14 protein-coding genes and 7 tRNA genes are annotated in these 14,815 nt (G+C 59.9%); 6 read left to right on the top strand and 15 right to left on the bottom strand.

The features are described 5' to 3' along the window. Positions 1 to 56: 56 nt before the first annotated feature. The 6 genes from AC1RTP_RS03925 (at position 57) to dbpA (ending at position 5,360) form a co-directional block, all read left to right on the top strand. The gene (locus tag AC1RTP_RS03925) at positions 57 to 1,208 is read left to right on the top strand and encodes a methyltransferase (RefSeq protein ID WP_498604931.1); all 1,152 of its coding nucleotides are present in this window, start codon (positions 57 to 59) and stop codon (positions 1,206 to 1,208) included. Between the two features lie 48 nt (positions 1,209 to 1,256). Beyond that, positions 1,257 to 1,333 (top strand) — tRNA-Met (locus tag AC1RTP_RS03920). A gap of 54 nt (positions 1,334 to 1,387) precedes the next feature. Beyond that, entirely contained in the window at positions 1,388 to 1,930 is a 543-nt protein-coding gene (locus AC1RTP_RS03915) for a hypothetical protein (RefSeq protein WP_498604930.1), read from the top strand. Between the two features lie 46 nt (positions 1,931 to 1,976). After that, the gene (locus tag AC1RTP_RS03910; RefSeq protein ID WP_498604928.1) at positions 1,977 to 3,632 is read left to right on the top strand and encodes an acid phosphatase; all 1,656 of its coding nucleotides are present in this window, start codon (positions 1,977 to 1,979) and stop codon (positions 3,630 to 3,632) included. Between the two features lie 81 nt (positions 3,633 to 3,713). Continuing rightward, complete coding sequence (locus AC1RTP_RS03905) at positions 3,714 to 3,947, top strand: hypothetical protein (protein ID WP_498604927.1); 234 nt, start codon at positions 3,714 to 3,716, stop codon at positions 3,945 to 3,947. Positions 3,948 to 3,950: 3 nt separating this feature from the next. Next, on the top strand, positions 3,951 to 5,360 hold the full coding sequence (gene dbpA, locus AC1RTP_RS03900; RefSeq protein WP_498604925.1) for an ATP-dependent RNA helicase DbpA: 1,410 nt from the start codon (positions 3,951 to 3,953) through the stop codon (positions 5,358 to 5,360). Positions 5,361 to 5,443: 83 nt separating this feature from the next. Here the strand turns inward: dbpA and AC1RTP_RS03895 are convergent, their stop codons facing one another. The 15 genes from AC1RTP_RS03895 to AC1RTP_RS03825 all read right to left on the bottom strand — a co-directional run bounded on the left by AC1RTP_RS03895 (position 5,444) and on the right by AC1RTP_RS03825 (position 14,815). Continuing rightward, positions 5,444 to 7,021, bottom strand: a complete 1,578-nt coding sequence (locus AC1RTP_RS03895) for an amidase (protein WP_498604923.1) — start codon at positions 7,019 to 7,021, stop codon at positions 5,444 to 5,446. Between the two features lie 137 nt (positions 7,022 to 7,158). Then, complete coding sequence (locus AC1RTP_RS03890; RefSeq protein ID WP_055936174.1) at positions 7,159 to 7,734, bottom strand: elongation factor P; 576 nt, start codon at positions 7,732 to 7,734, stop codon at positions 7,159 to 7,161. Between the two features lie 65 nt (positions 7,735 to 7,799). Further along, positions 7,800 to 8,936, bottom strand: a complete 1,137-nt coding sequence (gene earP / locus AC1RTP_RS03885) for an elongation factor P maturation arginine rhamnosyltransferase EarP (protein ID WP_498604921.1) — start codon at positions 8,934 to 8,936, stop codon at positions 7,800 to 7,802. Between the two features lie 46 nt (positions 8,937 to 8,982). Further along, positions 8,983 to 9,058, bottom strand: a tRNA-Glu gene (locus AC1RTP_RS03880). A gap of 30 nt (positions 9,059 to 9,088) precedes the next feature. Then, positions 9,089 to 9,164, bottom strand: a tRNA-Glu gene (locus AC1RTP_RS03875). A gap of 38 nt (positions 9,165 to 9,202) precedes the next feature. Further along, the gene (locus tag AC1RTP_RS03870; protein WP_498604920.1) at positions 9,203 to 9,538 is read right to left on the bottom strand and encodes a cytochrome C oxidase subunit IV family protein; all 336 of its coding nucleotides are present in this window, start codon (positions 9,536 to 9,538) and stop codon (positions 9,203 to 9,205) included. Positions 9,539 to 9,547: 9 nt separating this feature from the next. Further along, complete coding sequence (locus tag AC1RTP_RS03865) at positions 9,548 to 10,204, bottom strand: heme-copper oxidase subunit III family protein (protein ID WP_498604919.1); 657 nt, start codon at positions 10,202 to 10,204, stop codon at positions 9,548 to 9,550. Positions 10,205 to 10,207: 3 nt separating this feature from the next. After that, positions 10,208 to 10,810: a cytochrome c oxidase subunit 3 gene (locus tag AC1RTP_RS03860; protein WP_498604917.1), complete on the bottom strand. Its 603-nt coding sequence runs from the start codon at positions 10,808 to 10,810 to the stop codon at positions 10,208 to 10,210. After that, positions 10,807 to 12,618 (bottom strand): cytochrome c oxidase subunit I, encoded by a 1,812-nt coding sequence (ctaD, locus tag AC1RTP_RS03855; protein ID WP_498604915.1) that lies wholly within the window; start codon positions 12,616 to 12,618, stop codon positions 10,807 to 10,809. The genes AC1RTP_RS03860 and ctaD overlap by 4 nt, the downstream gene beginning before the upstream one ends. 11 nt (positions 12,619 to 12,629) lie before the next feature. Then, on the bottom strand, positions 12,630 to 13,727 hold the full coding sequence (locus AC1RTP_RS03850) for a cytochrome c oxidase subunit II (RefSeq protein ID WP_498604913.1): 1,098 nt from the start codon (positions 13,725 to 13,727) through the stop codon (positions 12,630 to 12,632). Positions 13,728 to 13,808: 81 nt separating this feature from the next. Further along, the gene (locus tag AC1RTP_RS03845) at positions 13,809 to 14,312 is read right to left on the bottom strand and encodes a hypothetical protein (protein ID WP_498604911.1); all 504 of its coding nucleotides are present in this window, start codon (positions 14,310 to 14,312) and stop codon (positions 13,809 to 13,811) included. A 114-nt stretch (positions 14,313 to 14,426) separates the two neighbouring features. Beyond that, positions 14,427 to 14,502, bottom strand: a tRNA-Glu gene (locus AC1RTP_RS03840). A 30-nt stretch (positions 14,503 to 14,532) separates the two neighbouring features. Next, positions 14,533 to 14,608: transfer RNA gene (locus AC1RTP_RS03835), tRNA-Ala, on the bottom strand. Between the two features lie 25 nt (positions 14,609 to 14,633). After that, positions 14,634 to 14,709 (bottom strand) — tRNA-Glu (locus AC1RTP_RS03830). A gap of 30 nt (positions 14,710 to 14,739) precedes the next feature. Further along, positions 14,740 to 14,815: transfer RNA gene (locus AC1RTP_RS03825), tRNA-Ala, on the bottom strand.

The following is a 14,815-nucleotide window of genomic DNA, read 5'->3' as shown; positions in this document are numbered from 1 at the left end:
GGACAAAAATGTCCATTTGCTCGACCTGACCCCGACTTTCTTACTACGAGCCACACATGCAAGAAATCCACTGGACTGAACAAGGCGAGCCGCGCTCTGCGCGCTGGCATTCCGAAGCTGGCAACCCGCCGCCGAAACGCGTGCAGGTCGCTGATGACACCATGAATGCCGATGTCGCCTACCGCCTCGCTTGCGAAGGCACTGCCCTGCTGTGGCGCGGCGATTTCCAGAACGCGCGCCAACTGCTGCAAGCGCTGGCGCGCCGTGCCGACCATAAGAAGGCAAAAGGTGGCAAGGGGCGCAAGGTTGCCGCCCCGAAGGCGCCTGCCAACCCGACCGAGGCTTTCCATCTGCACCGCCAGGCCCAGTCCCAGCGTGCGCGCACCCTTGCGATGGTGTTGATCCCCTTTGAGGCCGGCTACAAGATTCCTCTGCGCCGCGCGCCCGACGTGACTCTGGCCTGTAACGAGGCCTATGGCCGCGGCGAAGACGCTTTCGTGATTTCCCTGCGCGAACTGCAAGGCCTGATCGGCGCCCATGAATGGCGCAAGGCCGGCGTGCCGGTGGCCGCCCTGGGCGAGCGCATCCATCCACATTACGGCGTGTTCTCACCGGTGCGTGGCGAATATGTGCAGTTGGTGGCCGATGCGCCGCTGCCGAAAGGAGCGTCCGAGCTGGCTTTCGATATTGGCGCGGGCACCGGTGTGTTGTCGGCTGTGCTGGCCAAGCGTGGCGTGAAGCACGTGGTCGCCACCGATATGGACAAGCGCGCCCTGAGTTGTGCGCGTGACAATCTTTCTCGCCTGATACGGGACGGTCAGGTGGAGTTGCTGGAAGCGGACCTGTTCCCGCCCGGCCAGGCCCCTCTAGTTGTTTGCAACCCGCCATGGGTGCCGGCCCGTCCGAATTCCTCGGTCGAGCACGCGGTGTATGACCCGGACAGCCGCATGCTGCGTGGTTTCCTGTCCGGCCTGAAAGGCCACCTCGCTCCGCGCGGCGAAGGCTGGCTGATCCTGTCTGACCTGGCTGAGCACCTGGGCTTGCGCTCTCGCGGCGAACTCGAAGGCTGGATTGCCGACGCCGGGCTTAAAGTCCTGGGCCGACTGGACGCCCGCCCAGTCCACCCTAAGGCCAGCGATGCCGACGATCCCCTGCATGCCGCCCGTTCGGCAGAGATTACTTCTCTCTGGCGTTTGGGAGCCGCTTAATTCGACCTTGCGGAACCGCGTTGGGCGAGCTATAATGCTTGCCTCAGACGCGGGGTGGAGCAGTCTGGCAGCTCGTCGGGCTCATAACCCGAAGGTCACAGGTTCAAATCCTGTCCCCGCAACCAGATTCCAAAAAGCCGTTGCCCTTGCAACGGCTTTTTTCATTTCCGGGTGCAATTATGCGTTCGCCTTCGTGCCTTGCAGCGCTGCTCTTGCTGGCAGCTTGCGCTAGTCCCGCCCAATCTCCCGACCTCCTTGCGCAGGAACTTAGCGCTCAAATCCTGGCCAGTACCAGCGCCACGCTAACCCTGGAAAAGTGGTGCGGCGACCATGCCATGGCGGCCAATCCGAAAATCGTGGCGCGCCTGGTGGGCGGCGATGCCAAGCCCGCCAGCACCGAAACAATCGCTCGCTTGGGAACGTCCGACATCAAATACCGGCGCGTGCAGCTCTATTGCGGCGCCCATTTGTTTTCCGAAGCAGATAACTGGTACGTCCCAAGCCGTTTGACGCCCGAGATGAACCGCCTGCTAGAGGAGACCGACACGCCTTTCGGCAAAGTGGTGCAGCCGCTGGCGCCCTACCGCCGTACTTTCGCCAGCCGCATGTTGCAGTCGCCTACCGCGCTGTTCGAGCATAGTGCGGTGCTATACGGCTCCGCCCATCAGCCCATCTCCGAAGTGCGCGAAACCTACCAGCGCGGCGTACTCGCATTTTTATAATCGAACTGTCACAATTGCACGCTACAAGAACCGCAAGGAGTAGCGCGTGAACGACGAGAATTTCTCGAACAAATTGGCGAGCCCGAAGCGCCGCCGCATTTTCCAGGCTGCCGGCGCTGCCGGCCTTGCCGCCAGCCTGCCAGGCGTGACCGCCGCGCCAGTCGCGAAGTCCGCCAAGCTGGTCGCCAAAGCCCTGTCACTGGACGAAAAGCTGCAAGCCAATGTCAAGAATGTGGTGGTGATCTATCTTGAGAACCGCAGCTTCAACAACCTGTTCGCCGACTTCCCAGGCCTGGCGGCGCCGCTCTCGTCACTCAAGCCGGCCGATTACCAGCAGCGCGACTACGACGGCAGCATCCTGCCAACGCTGCCGAAAGTCTGGGGCGGCCTGGTGCCGGTGCCGCAGGATATCGCCGGCAAGCGCTATGAACTCAAGGAAGACCAGCTTTCCGGACTTCCGAATGCGCCGTTCAAGCTGGTCGACGCGGAAGGCAAGCCGCTGCCGGAAGCCGTGATCACGCGCGACCTGTGGCACCTGTTCTACCAGAACCAGATGCAAATCAACGGCGGCAAGAATGACGGCTTTGTCGCCTGGGGCAATACCGGCGGCATGGTCATGGGCTATTACGGCGAGACCGAAAAGAATCTCGGCTTGTGGCAAGTGGCGCGCCAGTTCACGCTGTGCGACAACTTCTTCATGGCGGCATTCGGCGGCTCTTACCTGAACCACCAGTTCCTGGTATCGGGCCGCTGCCCGGTGTATCCGAACGCGGCCAACAGCCCCGCCAAGCGCAAGATCGCCGTGCTGTCCGATGGCCCGACCGGCCACACTTTGGCGCTCGATCCTAAGAGTCCGAAAACCGCGCTCGAAGGCCGGCCGCATTACGCCAACGATGGCGCCATCACGCCGGACGGTTTCGCCGTCAACACCATGGCCCCGCCTTACCAGCCAAGCTTTATCCGTCCCGCGCCGGGCGGAGATCCGCTGCACGCCGACCCGCAAGACCCGGCCACCCTGCCACCACAGTCCTATGACACGATCGGCGACCTGCTCTCGCGTAAAAACGTGAGCTGGGCGTGGTACGGCGGCGCCTTCCAGGCTGCATTGGACCACAAGGGCGGCGGCACCAAGCCGAACTTCCAGTACCACCACCAGCCATTCAATTACTTCAAGAGCTTCGCACCAGGTACCGCCGAGCGCACTGTCCACATCCGCGATGGCGGCTTGGGGGACAGCCCGATCTCGAACAAATTCCTGGCCGACGTGGTGGCGGGCAACCTGCCGGCGGTCAGCTTCTACAAACCGCAGGGCAACCTGAACCTGCACGCCGGCTATTCCGATATCGAATCCGGCGACCAGCACATCGTCAACGTGCTGGAGCACCTGAAGAAATCGCCTCAGTGGAACAATATGGTCGTGGTGGTGACCTTCGACGAGAACGGCGGCTGGTGGGATCACGTGGCGCCACCAAAGGGCGACCGCTGGGGCCCGGGTTCGCGCATACCGGCCATCATCGTGTCGCCATTCGCCAAAAAGGCGACCGTGGACCACAGCTTCTACGACACGACCTCGATCCTGCGCTTCATCACCCGCCTGCACGATCTGCCGCTACTGGAAGGCCTGGCCGTGCGCAACAAGGCCTTTGCTGAACGCGGAGCGTTGCCGCCTGGTGACCTGACAGGAGCCCTCGCCTTCCGTTGACATGGTTGCCCGTGTTACAATTCGCCCGTTTTGATAGAAGCCCGACTGATTCAGCCGGGCTTTTGTTTTCTACGGCGGATAATGAGAGATAAAAAAGACAACGCGACAATCGACCTGCCGGGCTTCGAGCCCGCCGAGCCGATGGCAGCTGAAGCCAAGCTTCCGCCGCCGCCGCGTGTCCGCCGCGCGCCACGCAAGCAAGAACAACTCAACCTGCTGGGAGAACTCGGTGCTACCGACGCCAGCGGCCTGCCAATCTGGCAGAATGATCCCAACCTGGACCTCACCGGCCTGCCCATCTGGCGGCAGGACTAAAAAATGACCTCTTTCGCTACCCTGCCACTGTCCGAAAAACTCCTTGCCAACCTGGACTCGCTGGGCTACCGCGAAATGACCGAGATCCAGGAGCAAAGCCTTCCTTCAATCATCGAAGGCCGTGACCTCATTGCACAAGCCAAGACCGGCAGCGGCAAGACCGCCGCTTTCGGCATCGGCATGCTGTGCAACCTGAATACCGCCTGGTTCGCCGTACAGGGCCTGGTGCTCTGCCCAACCCGCGAACTGGCCGACCAGGTCGCTGGCGAATTGCGCCGCCTTGCGCGCTGCGTGCCAAACGTAAAAGTCGTGGTGCTGACCGGCGGCACGCCGATGCGCCCGCAAATCGCCTCGCTGGAATTCGGCGCCCACATCGTGGTCGGCACGCCGGGCCGCGTGCGCGACCACCTGTCGCGCGAATCGCTCGACCTGTCCAATGTGCGCATGCTGGTGCTGGATGAAGCGGACCGCATGACGGACATGGGCTTCTACGACGAAATCGCCGGCATCGTGAAGGCATGCCCTAAGCGCCGCCAGACTTTGCTGTTCTCTGCCACCTACCCGGATGACATCCGCCAGGCCACTGAAGCCTTCCTCTACGACCCGGTTGAAGTGACCGTGGAAGCTCAGCACAGCGGCAACAAAATCGAACAACGCTTCTACGAGATCGGCTTCGACGAGCGCGATAAATCCGTGGGCAAGCTGCTCAAACACTACCAGCCTGCTTCCGCCATCATCTTCTGCAACACCAAGGTGCACTGCAAGGAGCTGCTGGACGAACTCCACGCGGAAGGTTTCTCCGCCCTCGCCCTGTACGGCGAGCTGGAACAGCGCGAGCGCGACGAAATACTGGTGCTGTTCTCCAACCGTAGCTGCTCGATCCTGATCGCGACCGACGTCGCCGCGCGCGGCCTCGACATCGCCAACCTCGAAGCGGTGATCAACGCCGACGTTTCGCGCGACACCGAAGTCCACATCCACCGCATCGGCCGTACCGGCCGTGGCGGCGAAAAAGGCCTGTCGCTGACATTGTGCGCACCGAACGAGAAGAAGTGGGTCAAGCTGATCGAGGAATACCAGAACGCGCCGGCGGAATGGCACGACATCAAAGAACTGGCGGAAGATGAATTCGTGAACGCCGAACCGGCGCCGATGCTGACGCTCTGCATCGCCGGCGGTAAAAAAGAGAAGCTGCGTGCTGGCGACGTGCTAGGCGCGCTATGCGGCGACGGCGGCCTGACGAAAGAACAGGTTGGCAAAATCTCCGTGACTGAATTCCAGACCTATGTCGCGCTGGATCGCCGCATCGCCCACGAAGCCTTCGACCGCCTGAAAGCCGTCAGCACCGTCAAAGGCGGCGACTTCGGCAGCTTCAAAGGCCGCAACTTCAAAATGCGCTTTATCGAAGTCTAAAAATGTCCACCTTGGGGTCAGGAACAGAAGTGGACATTTCCCAAAGAAATGTCCACTTTCGTTCCTGACCCCACGGTGGACATTTAAGCGCGGACGGAGACGCTGGCGGGGAATTGCGGGGCGCGGCGTACCATCGTCGCTTGTTCGAAAGCGTAGGCCATGCCGATCAAGGACACTTCGCTAAAAGCGGTGCCGACGAAGGACAGGCCAACCGGCAGTCCACGCACATAACCCGCTGGCACGGTGACGTGCGGATAGCCGGCCACCGCTGCCGGCGATGAGAAGCTCTTGCCGTAGTGGTCGCCGTTGATGAAGTCCGTCAGCCATGCGGTGCCGTCGGTAGGCGCCACCAGCGCATCCAGCTCGTGCGCCTTCATGACCAGGTCGATGCCTTCTTCGCGCGAGTAGCGGTGGTTATTGGCCAATGCATCCTGGTATGCCTTGCTGTCCAGGCCCTGCTTAGCTTCCGCACGCTCCAGGTATTCCTGGCCAAAATACGGCAACTCCAGCTGCGCATTCTGCTTGTTGAACGCGATCAGGTCCGCCATGTTTTTTACTTTGGCATTCGGTGCGTATTCATGCAGGTAAGCCGCCAGGTCGGCCTTGAATTCATGCAGCAGGACTTCAGTCTCGCTGTCGCCATACTTCTCGGTGTTAGGTACTTGCACATCAACCAGGATCGCGCCCTGCGCCTTCAACGCTTCCAGCGCTTTTTCAATTTCCGCATCGACGCAATCGCTGCCGCCGAAGAAGTTGCGCGCCACACCGAGGCGTTTGCCGCGCAGGCCATCGCGCTTCAGCGCTGCGGAATAATCGACTGCCTTGCCTGCGCCATCCTGCGTAACCGGGTCGCTCGGGTCGACACCCGCCATCGCCGCCAACATCAGCGCCGCATCCGAAACGGTGCGCGCCATCGGGCCGGCAGTATCCTGCGAATGTGCAATTGGAATAATCCCGCTGCGGCTCACCAGGCCGATAGTCGGCTTGATGCCCACCAGGCCGCAAATCGATGCCGGCGAAACGATGGAGCCATCGGTCTCGGTGCCGACAGCCAGCGTCGCCAGGCCGGCTGCAATCGCAGCGCCGGAACCGGAGCTCGAACCGCTGCAATTGCGGTCCAGCGAATACGGGTTACGCGTCAAGCCACCGCGCGCACTCCAGCCGCTGACGGAATGGTTGGAGCGCATATTGGCCCACTCGCTCAGATTGGTCTTGCCGATGATGACTGCTCCGGCTGCACGCAAACGTGCCGCCACATGCGAGTCGCGCGCTGCACGCACGCCAGCCAGCGCCAGCGAACCTGCGGTGGTGCTCATGCGGTCAGCAGTGGCGATATTGTCTTTCAGGAGAACGGGAATGCCGTGCAAAGGCCCGCGCACACGGCGCGCGTGGCGCTCGCGATCCATCTCGCGCGCAATCTTCAGCGCTTCGGGATTGATCTCGATAATGGAATTGATGCGCGGACCGGACTTGTCGATCGCGTTGATGCGCGCCAGGTATTGCGAAGTGAGTGCATGTGAGGTCAGCTTATTCGCCGCCATCAGCTCCTGTTGGTGCTGCACGCCGGCGTCCAGCACCGACGGCACGGCTGCCTGCGTACGCGGCAAAGTGGCTGCGCCTCCGGCAGCCAGCCCCAACTTCACGAAACCCCTTCGATCCATCTGGTACGCCCTCTTATGTTAAAGAACAGCAAGAAACCAGTAGCATACCAGCAGTTTGCAAGTAAGCAATCGTGCACAAAAGCAAAAAGCCCGCATCAGCGGGCCTTTTATTGCGCAATTGCAACAGTTCAGTGCAATTAGCCGCGAACGACCTTCTTGAACTCGTGGGTACGAGTGTCGATTTCAACGACGTCGTCCTGGGACACGAACAGTGGCACCTGGATCGAGAAGTTACGGCCTTCGATGGCGTTTTCCAGTTTCGCTTCTTTAGTTACGTTACCGGAGGTGTTGCCTTTAACAGCTGGCTCCGAGTAAATGATCTGGCGAGCGATGGTGGTTGGCAGTTCAACCGAGATTGCCTTGCCGTCGTAGAAGACAGCTTCGCATTCCATACCGTCTTTCAAGTAGTTGACGGCTTCGCCCATGTTCTCTTCTTCGATTTCGAACTGGTTGTACTCTTCGTCCATGAACACGAACAGTGGGTCAGCGAAGTACGAGTAGGTCACTGGCTTCTTGTCCAGAACGACCACGTCGAACTTGTCGTCGCCGCGGAACACGTTTTCCAGCGGGGAGCCGGTCAGCAGGTTCTTCATCTTCCATTTGTAGGTGAAGCCAGTGCGGGACGAGCCGTTGACGTCGGAACGCAGAACGATGAATGGCTTGTCTTCAACCATGATGATGTTGCCGACACGAATCTCTTTTGCGAATTTCATAGCGAATATATACCGGTTAAGGGGAGTTGCAGTAACCGCGCATTATAGCACGGGGATATGATTTGTTAGCTCAGCGATGCACAAAATTTAGTCAAATTCGTAGCCAGATCGCCGTTGGCCAGGATTTTTTGTTGCCATTCTGTCGACTTTGCCGAAATTTCAGGCATTGCTTCGGCGAGGGCTTTCCAGAGTGCTGGCCAGTCGCCTTCCGCAGCGCCATTCCAGCACAGCGAGAATTCGTCGAGCGCGCTGCCTGCGGAGTAGCGCTGCAGAAAGGCGCGCAACTTCTTATGGTGCAGGTTTTCGTCCTGCGCGTAAATATGCCAGATGAAGGATTTGCCAGCCCATTGCGCCCTCACCCAGGAATCCTCGCCACGCACGAAATTCAGGTCGCAGGACCAGAGCAGCTTGTCGTAATCCTGCTGCGGAACGAACGGCAACACGCGCACAGCCAAAGCACCTTCGCTGCGCACCGCGCCCGCCACCGCCGGCGCGCCAAGGAATGCAGCAACCGCTCCACTCGCGACACCTTCCGGCACCAGGCAAGTCACAGCCCGCCCGCCATCGCGCCATGCCGCAAACAACTGGGCGACCGGTGCATAGGGATAACAGAACAGCGACACCTTCATCGCCGCCGACTCGTCCTCCGTCACGCCAAGCGAAGACAGGAAGGCAGATACCGCAGCGGGATCGGAGATATAGGCTTTGCGCTCGGCTTCAAGACCTGTTTCGTACAACAGCCCACCCGTTTTTTCAGTAAAGCCGGGGAAGAAGAAATACTTTGTCAGCGGCAGGCGCGGATGCCTGGACGGCAAGCTGTGGCAGCCCTCTACCCACTCTTCCGCACTCAGGCCTTCGAGGTTCAGCCACACCGGGCGCTGGGGGCGCTGGGCCATCGCTGCAATATAGCCGGGCGGAATGTCGCAACCGAAAAATTCAATCACGATGTCGGCTACATCGGCGGAGGTGAATTCGCCATCCTGTGAGGCCCAGTGGCGCACAGCCACTTTGTCGATCACCTGGCGCCCCGCGCTCACATCGACTTGCGGGAAAATGCGCTGGAAAGTTGCCATATCGTCGACCCACAGCGTGACGGCGATGCCGTGCTCGTGCTGCAGCTGACGCGCGAGGCGCCAGCAAATGCCGATGTCGCCGAAGTTATCGACAACTTTGCAAAACAGATCGAGGGACAAGCGTGTCATAGGCTGAAAATGAAAAAGCCGCACGAGGCGGCTTCATTCTAATCTGTGGCGTCCCCACGGGGATTCGAACCCCGGTACTCACCGTGAAAGGGTGATGTCCTAGGCCTCTAGACGATGGGGACCCTGGACTTGCACTACGCTTTAAAGATACTTGGCGTCCCCACGGGGATTCGAACCCCGGTACTCACCGTGAAAGGGTGATGTCCTAGGCCTCTAGACGATGGGGACGTCGAAAAGCGTGCGCGAATTATATCAGCGTGCAAGCCTCATTTCAAGGGCGCAACGGCGAAGTGTTCTGTGCGATTGCTATTCACGTAATGTGATTCCGCCGACATCATGCCCACCAGCACCAGGATCGCCAGGGGCGGCAACGTAATCGCAAAGATCAGCGCCAGCCTCTCCCACTTCATGTGCATGAAAACGGCGACGATAAAGCCCGCCTTCAGCGTCATCAAAATCAGGATCAGCGACCAGCGCAGCAAGCCTTGCAGGTGAAAGAAGTCCACCAGGTAAGAGAAGAAGCTCAATACGAACAGCAGGATCCAGACTTTGACGTAGATGCCAATCGGGTGCTGTTGATGGGCGGCGGTAGCTTGGGACATGGCGGCCTCCTACCAGAGATAGAACAATGCAAAGATGAACACCCAGACAAGGTCGACAAAGTGCCAATACAGGCCGGTGATCTCGACGATGTCATAACCTTTTTTCTCGTAATGCCCGTTCAGCACTCGGCGAGCGATGATCGACAAGTACACCACACCTGCCGAAACGTGCAAGCCGTGGAAACCGGTGATCATGAAGAAGCAGGAGCCGAATTGCGCCGCGCCCATCGGGTTGGCCCATGGACGTACGCCCTCGTGAATCAGCTTGCTCCATTCAAAAGCCTGCATACTAACGAACACCAGGCCGAACGCCGCGGTGACCAGCATCAGCGTGGCCGCCTTCTTGCGGTCGCGTGCGTACCCGTACATCACGGCCATCGCCATCGTGCCGCTGCTGGTGATCAGCACGAAAGTCATGATCGCAATCAGGATCAGCGGGTAGCTGGTGCCGGCGATCGTGAGGGAGAACACTTCGCTGGGATTGGGCCACGCTGAGGTGGTAGCCATGCGCACCGACATATAGCCGGTAAGGAAGGTTCCGAAGATAAACGTGTCGCTAAGCAGGAATATCCACATCATCGCCTTGCCCCACGGGACGCGGAACGCAGCGCGGTCGCCCGCCCAGTCGGAGACGAAGCCTTTCATGTCATTGGTGCCGGTATCCATACCTCACCTCACAGGAATGCCCATCGTTGTGCAGAAGGCCCTGACCAAATCTGGCGTCACCATGAACAGCAAGGCGAACACCGCCAGCCAGAGGACGAACAGGAAATGCCAATACTGCGCGCACAGGCCAATCGCTTCCCCTGCCCTGCGCACCGCAAACGCGCCCGCCACCATGCCGCCCATCACGTGCACCGCGTGCAGGCCGGTGATCAGATAGAAGAAGCTGTTGGCCGGATTGGCAGCGACACTGTAATCAGCCGCCGTCATCGCCTGCCAGGCGTAGAGCTGCGACAGCACGAACATGGCCGACAGCAGCAGCGCGCCAATCGAAGTACTGCGCGCCGCTTCGCGCCTGCCCGCAGCGACATGGCGCCGCGCCAGTTCCCACGCAAGGCTGCACAGCACCAGCAAGCCGGTACTGCAATACAGCTGCCACGGAATGAAAGTGATTGGGCGCCAGTCGTCATAAGCGGCACGCATCACGTAGGCCACGGCGAAAAGGCCGAACAGCGTGGAAACCACCACCATGAAGACCCACAAACCGATGCGGCGTGCACCTTGCGGCCATGCCGGTCCGTTAGCGTGCAGGGTTGCATTGGCGCTCATTTCGGCACCTCCGCAGGATCATGGCGCGGCGACAGGTGCGCTTTGGGATGCGGCGGCGGTGCATGCGGATCCGGCCCATATTCAGGCCCCGCATTTTGCGGGATGTAATCGCCGCCGGCGCCAGGGCCGTCGACACCGTATTCATAGGCGCCGCGGTGCACGGATGGCAGCTCCGGTCCCCAGTTGCCATGTTCGGGCGGCGTTTGCGGCGTGTACCACTCCAGGCTAGCTGCGCGCCACGGATTACCGCCAGCCGACGCGCCTTTGCGCACGCTCCACATAATGTTAAACAAGAACAGCAACTGCGCCACGCCGACAAACAGCGCCACCACGGAGATAAAAGCGTTCAGCGTATGCGCCGACTGCGGAATGAACGCATAGTTCTCATAGGCATAATACCGGCGCGGCATGCCGAGGATGCCGAGGTAATGCATCGGGAAGAAGATCGCATAAGCGCCGATGAAGGTGATCCAGAAGTGCGCCTGCCCCAGCTTCTCGCTATACAGGCGGCCTGTGACCTTCGGATACCAATGATACAGGCCACCAAACACCGCCAACACCGGCGACACGCCCATCACCATATGGAAGTGCGCCACCACGAAGTAAGTATTGGACAGCGGGATATCCACGCTCACATTACCCAGGAACAGGCCGGTCAACCCGCCTATCAGGAAGGTGCTGATAAAGCCCAGCGCAAACAGCATCGGCACTGTCAGGTGAATATCACCGCGCCACAACGTCAGCGTCCAGTTATAGACCTTCAGCGCCGTCGGTACCGCGATGATCAAGGTCGTGGTGGCGAAGAAGAAGCCGAACCATGGATGCATCCCGCTCACATACATATGGTGCGCCCACACGACGAAACTCAAGCCGCCGATAATCACGATCGCCCACACCATCATGCGGTAGCCGAAGATGCATTTGCGCGCGTGCACGCTGATCAAATCCGAGATCACGCCGAAAGCCGGCAGCGCAACGATATACACCTCCGGGTGCCCGAAGAACCAGAACAAGTGCTGGAACAGCAGCGGGCTGCCACCCTTGTAATTGAGCTGCTGCCCCATCGACACCAGGGCCGGCATGAAGAAGCTGGTATGCAGCGTCTTATCGAACATCATCATCACAGCGCTGACGAACAGCGCAGGGAATGCCAGCAGCGCCAGGATGGTTGCGACGAAGATGCCCCACACCGACAACGGCATGCGCATCAGCGTCATGCCACGCGTGCGCGCCTGAAGCACCGTGGTCACGTAATTCAGGCCGCCCATGGTGGCGGCCACAATGAACACCGCCAGCGAAATGAGCATCACGATAATGCCCCACTCCGTGCCCGGCGTACCCGGCAAGATTGCCTGCGGCGGATAGAGCGTCCACCCTGCCCCGGTCGGCCCGCCCGGCACGAAGAAGCTCGCGCACAGGATCACCACCGCCAACAGGTAGAACCAATACGACAGCATGTTCAGGAAAGGGAACACCATATCGCGCGCCCCGACCATCAACGGAATCAGGTAATTCCCGAAGCCGCCGAGGAACAGCGCCGTCAGCAGGTACACCACCATGATCATGCCGTGCATGGTGATGAACTGGTAATAGCTGTTCGGGTCGATGAACTGGAATTTACCGGGGAAGCCAAGCTGCAGCCGCATCAGGTCCGAAAGGATCAGGCCAATGGTGCCGATAAACAGCGCCGTCAGCGTGTACTGGATCGCGATGACCTTATGGTCCTGGCTCCAGACATATTTGGTCCAGAAACTTTGCGGGGCGTGGTGGTTTTCGTCGTCGTGGCCGTGCTCTTCACCATAAGACATGCAAGATCTCCTCAGCGTACAGTCTTGATGTAGTCGATCAATGCGGCCACTTCCTCATCGCTCATAGGATTAGGCGGCATGATGTTCGGATAGCCCTTGACCACTTTGGCCTTGGGGTCGAGGATGGACTGCTTCAGGTAGGCATCGTCCACCGCAACGGTGGCTCCGCCTTCCAGTGGTTCCTGCTTGCCAAACAAGCCTTTCCAGCTTGGTCCAACGCTCGGTGCGCCGTCGACGCTGTGGCAAGCCACGCAGCCTTTCGACTGTGCGATCAGGCGCCCCTGCTTGCCAGGTTCGGCGGGACCACCCACGCCGGCCGGCGCGTTATGGCCACTGAAGGTCGGCTGCTTCGCCAGCCAGGCATCGTAGACTGCCTGCTCTTCCACCACCACGGCGCTGCGCATATTCGAGTGCCCGACTCCGCACAACTGAGCACACATGACCTCGAAGCGTCCGGTCTGTGTCGGCGTCAGCCAGAACTGGGTCACCAGCCCGGGCACCATATTCATGCGGGTTCGGAATTGCGGCACATAAAAGTCGTGCAGCACGTCCTGCGCGCGCAACAGCACTTTGACAGGCTGCTTGATCGGGATATGGATCTCGCTGCCATCGACCAGCACATCATCCTGCCCCGTCGGATCGTCCGGATTGATGCCGAAGGGATTGGTGGCATTGATGAAGCGCACATCGGTCGAACCGAGCTTGCCGTCCTTGCCCGGCAGGCGGAAGTGCCAATCCCACTGCTTGCCCATCACTTCGAACACGCTGGCATCCGCCGGTGGGGAGATCAGCTTGGCATAGACGTTCAGGCCCGGTGCCAGCATCGCCACGATACCGAGCGAGGTGGCGCCAATCAGCCACCACTCCAGCTTGCCGTTATGCGATTCCGCTGCGGCGCGATGACCTTCGCGGTGGCGGAATTTCAGCACGGCGTAAGCGACAAACAGGTGGATAACAATGAAGAGAACGGCGCAGATCACGAGCGTGATCATCAAAGCATCGTCCATCGCCTGCCAGTTGGAGGCTATGGGAGTCAGCCACCATGGGCTGAGCCAGTGAAAAATAATTGCGCCAAGAACAATCAGAATGAGGGAGATTGCCAACGCCATAATGATAAGCCCGGTTAGTTATGGGGAAACTACACACGGCTACGCCCCGCTCGTTGGCGGGGCGTACTTGCTAAGGCTTATTCACTCGTGTTTTTCTGGCCGTTCAAGCATGCGATAGAACATGGCGCAGCTGGCGCCAAAGATGAGGTGAGCCCCGAAGGTGGTCCAGCCCCTCAAATCGGCAAACCAGGTAAAAGCGCCGGACATGCCGTAGAAATTCAGCACATACAGCAACGCGCCAAAGGCCGCGCCGGTCAGCATGACCAGGCCCATGCTCGAATCGAGCTGGAACGGGGCGATGATGGCCGCCAGCATCATGGCGAAGGTAATACCGAGAACGTAGTGGACTGCGAGTGCTGCAATGATGACGGTCAAATCGTAGCCGGAAGTTTGCAGCACCTCCCAGCCCATGACCATCGCAGCGACCATCCGTGTTGCCAGCCACCGGTCGCCGCCTTGCGCGGTCGCCCATAACAACTCCAGCAACATCAGGATACCGCCGGCACCAAAACCGGCGATTGCTGCGGCGGTCCAGTCAGCCTGGCGCGCCACCCAGCGATGCGATTGCAGCATGCGAAGTTCCATGACTTCCTCCTGTGCAGGGTCCGTAACTCATATTAGTACGCAAACCACGAAGATGCAAAGGAGTTAAGCTTGCACGCTTTTTAGGCAGTCTTGGAAGGAAGTAAGAAGAAATGCTGGCGTCCCCACGGGGATTCGAACCCCGGTACTCACCGTGAAAGGGTGATGTCCTAGGCCTCTAGACGATGGGGACCTGTTGGACTATTGCTACGTTGTGCCTTGTTGGTGGAGGTAAGCGGGATCGAACCGCTGACCTCTTGCATGCCATGCAAGCGCTCTCCCAGCTGAGCTATACCCCCCTGGGCACAACATAATTCGAAAAGCTGGCGTCCCCACGGGGATTCGAACCCCGGTACTCACCGTGAAAGGGTGATGTCCTAGGCCTCTAGACGATGGGGACCTGTTGGACTATTGCTACGTTGTGCCTTGTTGGTGGAGGTAAGCGGGATCGAACCGCTGACCTCTTGCATGCCATGCAAGCGCTCTCCCAGCTGAGCTATACCCCC

This window comes from Pseudoduganella sp. GW821-FHT11H04, from assembly GCF_058807935.1.
Note: the sequence above shows the minus strand (reverse complement) of the source record. Positions and strands in the feature narration are given on the sequence as shown.

Excerpts from the sequence above, each read along its gene's own strand:
- AC1RTP_RS03890 (WP_055936174.1), bottom strand. The coding sequence starts at position 7,734 with ATGAAATTCGCAAAAGAGATTCGTGTCGGCAACATCATCATGGTTGAA.
- AC1RTP_RS03925 (WP_498604931.1), top strand. The coding sequence starts at position 57 with ATGCAAGAAATCCACTGGACTGAACAAGGCGAGCCGCGCTCTGCGCGC.
- AC1RTP_RS03905 (WP_498604927.1), top strand. The coding sequence starts at position 3,714 with ATGAGAGATAAAAAAGACAACGCGACAATCGACCTGCCGGGCTTCGAG.
- ctaD (WP_498604915.1), bottom strand. The coding sequence starts at position 12,618 with ATGTCTTATGGTGAAGAGCACGGCCACGACGACGAAAACCACCACGCC.
- AC1RTP_RS03860 (WP_498604917.1), bottom strand. The coding sequence starts at position 10,810 with ATGAGCGCCAATGCAACCCTGCACGCTAACGGACCGGCATGGCCGCAA.
- AC1RTP_RS03870 (WP_498604920.1), bottom strand. The coding sequence starts at position 9,538 with ATGTCCCAAGCTACCGCCGCCCATCAACAGCACCCGATTGGCATCTAC.
- AC1RTP_RS03865 (WP_498604919.1), bottom strand. The coding sequence starts at position 10,204 with ATGGATACCGGCACCAATGACATGAAAGGCTTCGTCTCCGACTGGGCG.
- dbpA (WP_498604925.1), top strand. The coding sequence starts at position 3,951 with ATGACCTCTTTCGCTACCCTGCCACTGTCCGAAAAACTCCTTGCCAAC.
- AC1RTP_RS03915 (WP_498604930.1), top strand. The coding sequence starts at position 1,388 with ATGCGTTCGCCTTCGTGCCTTGCAGCGCTGCTCTTGCTGGCAGCTTGC.
- AC1RTP_RS03895 (WP_498604923.1), bottom strand. The coding sequence starts at position 7,021 with ATGGATCGAAGGGGTTTCGTGAAGTTGGGGCTGGCTGCCGGAGGCGCA.
- AC1RTP_RS03845 (WP_498604911.1), bottom strand. The coding sequence starts at position 14,312 with ATGGAACTTCGCATGCTGCAATCGCATCGCTGGGTGGCGCGCCAGGCT.
- AC1RTP_RS03850 (WP_498604913.1), bottom strand. The coding sequence starts at position 13,727 with ATGGCGTTGGCAATCTCCCTCATTCTGATTGTTCTTGGCGCAATTATT.
- earP (WP_498604921.1), bottom strand. The coding sequence starts at position 8,936 with ATGACACGCTTGTCCCTCGATCTGTTTTGCAAAGTTGTCGATAACTTC.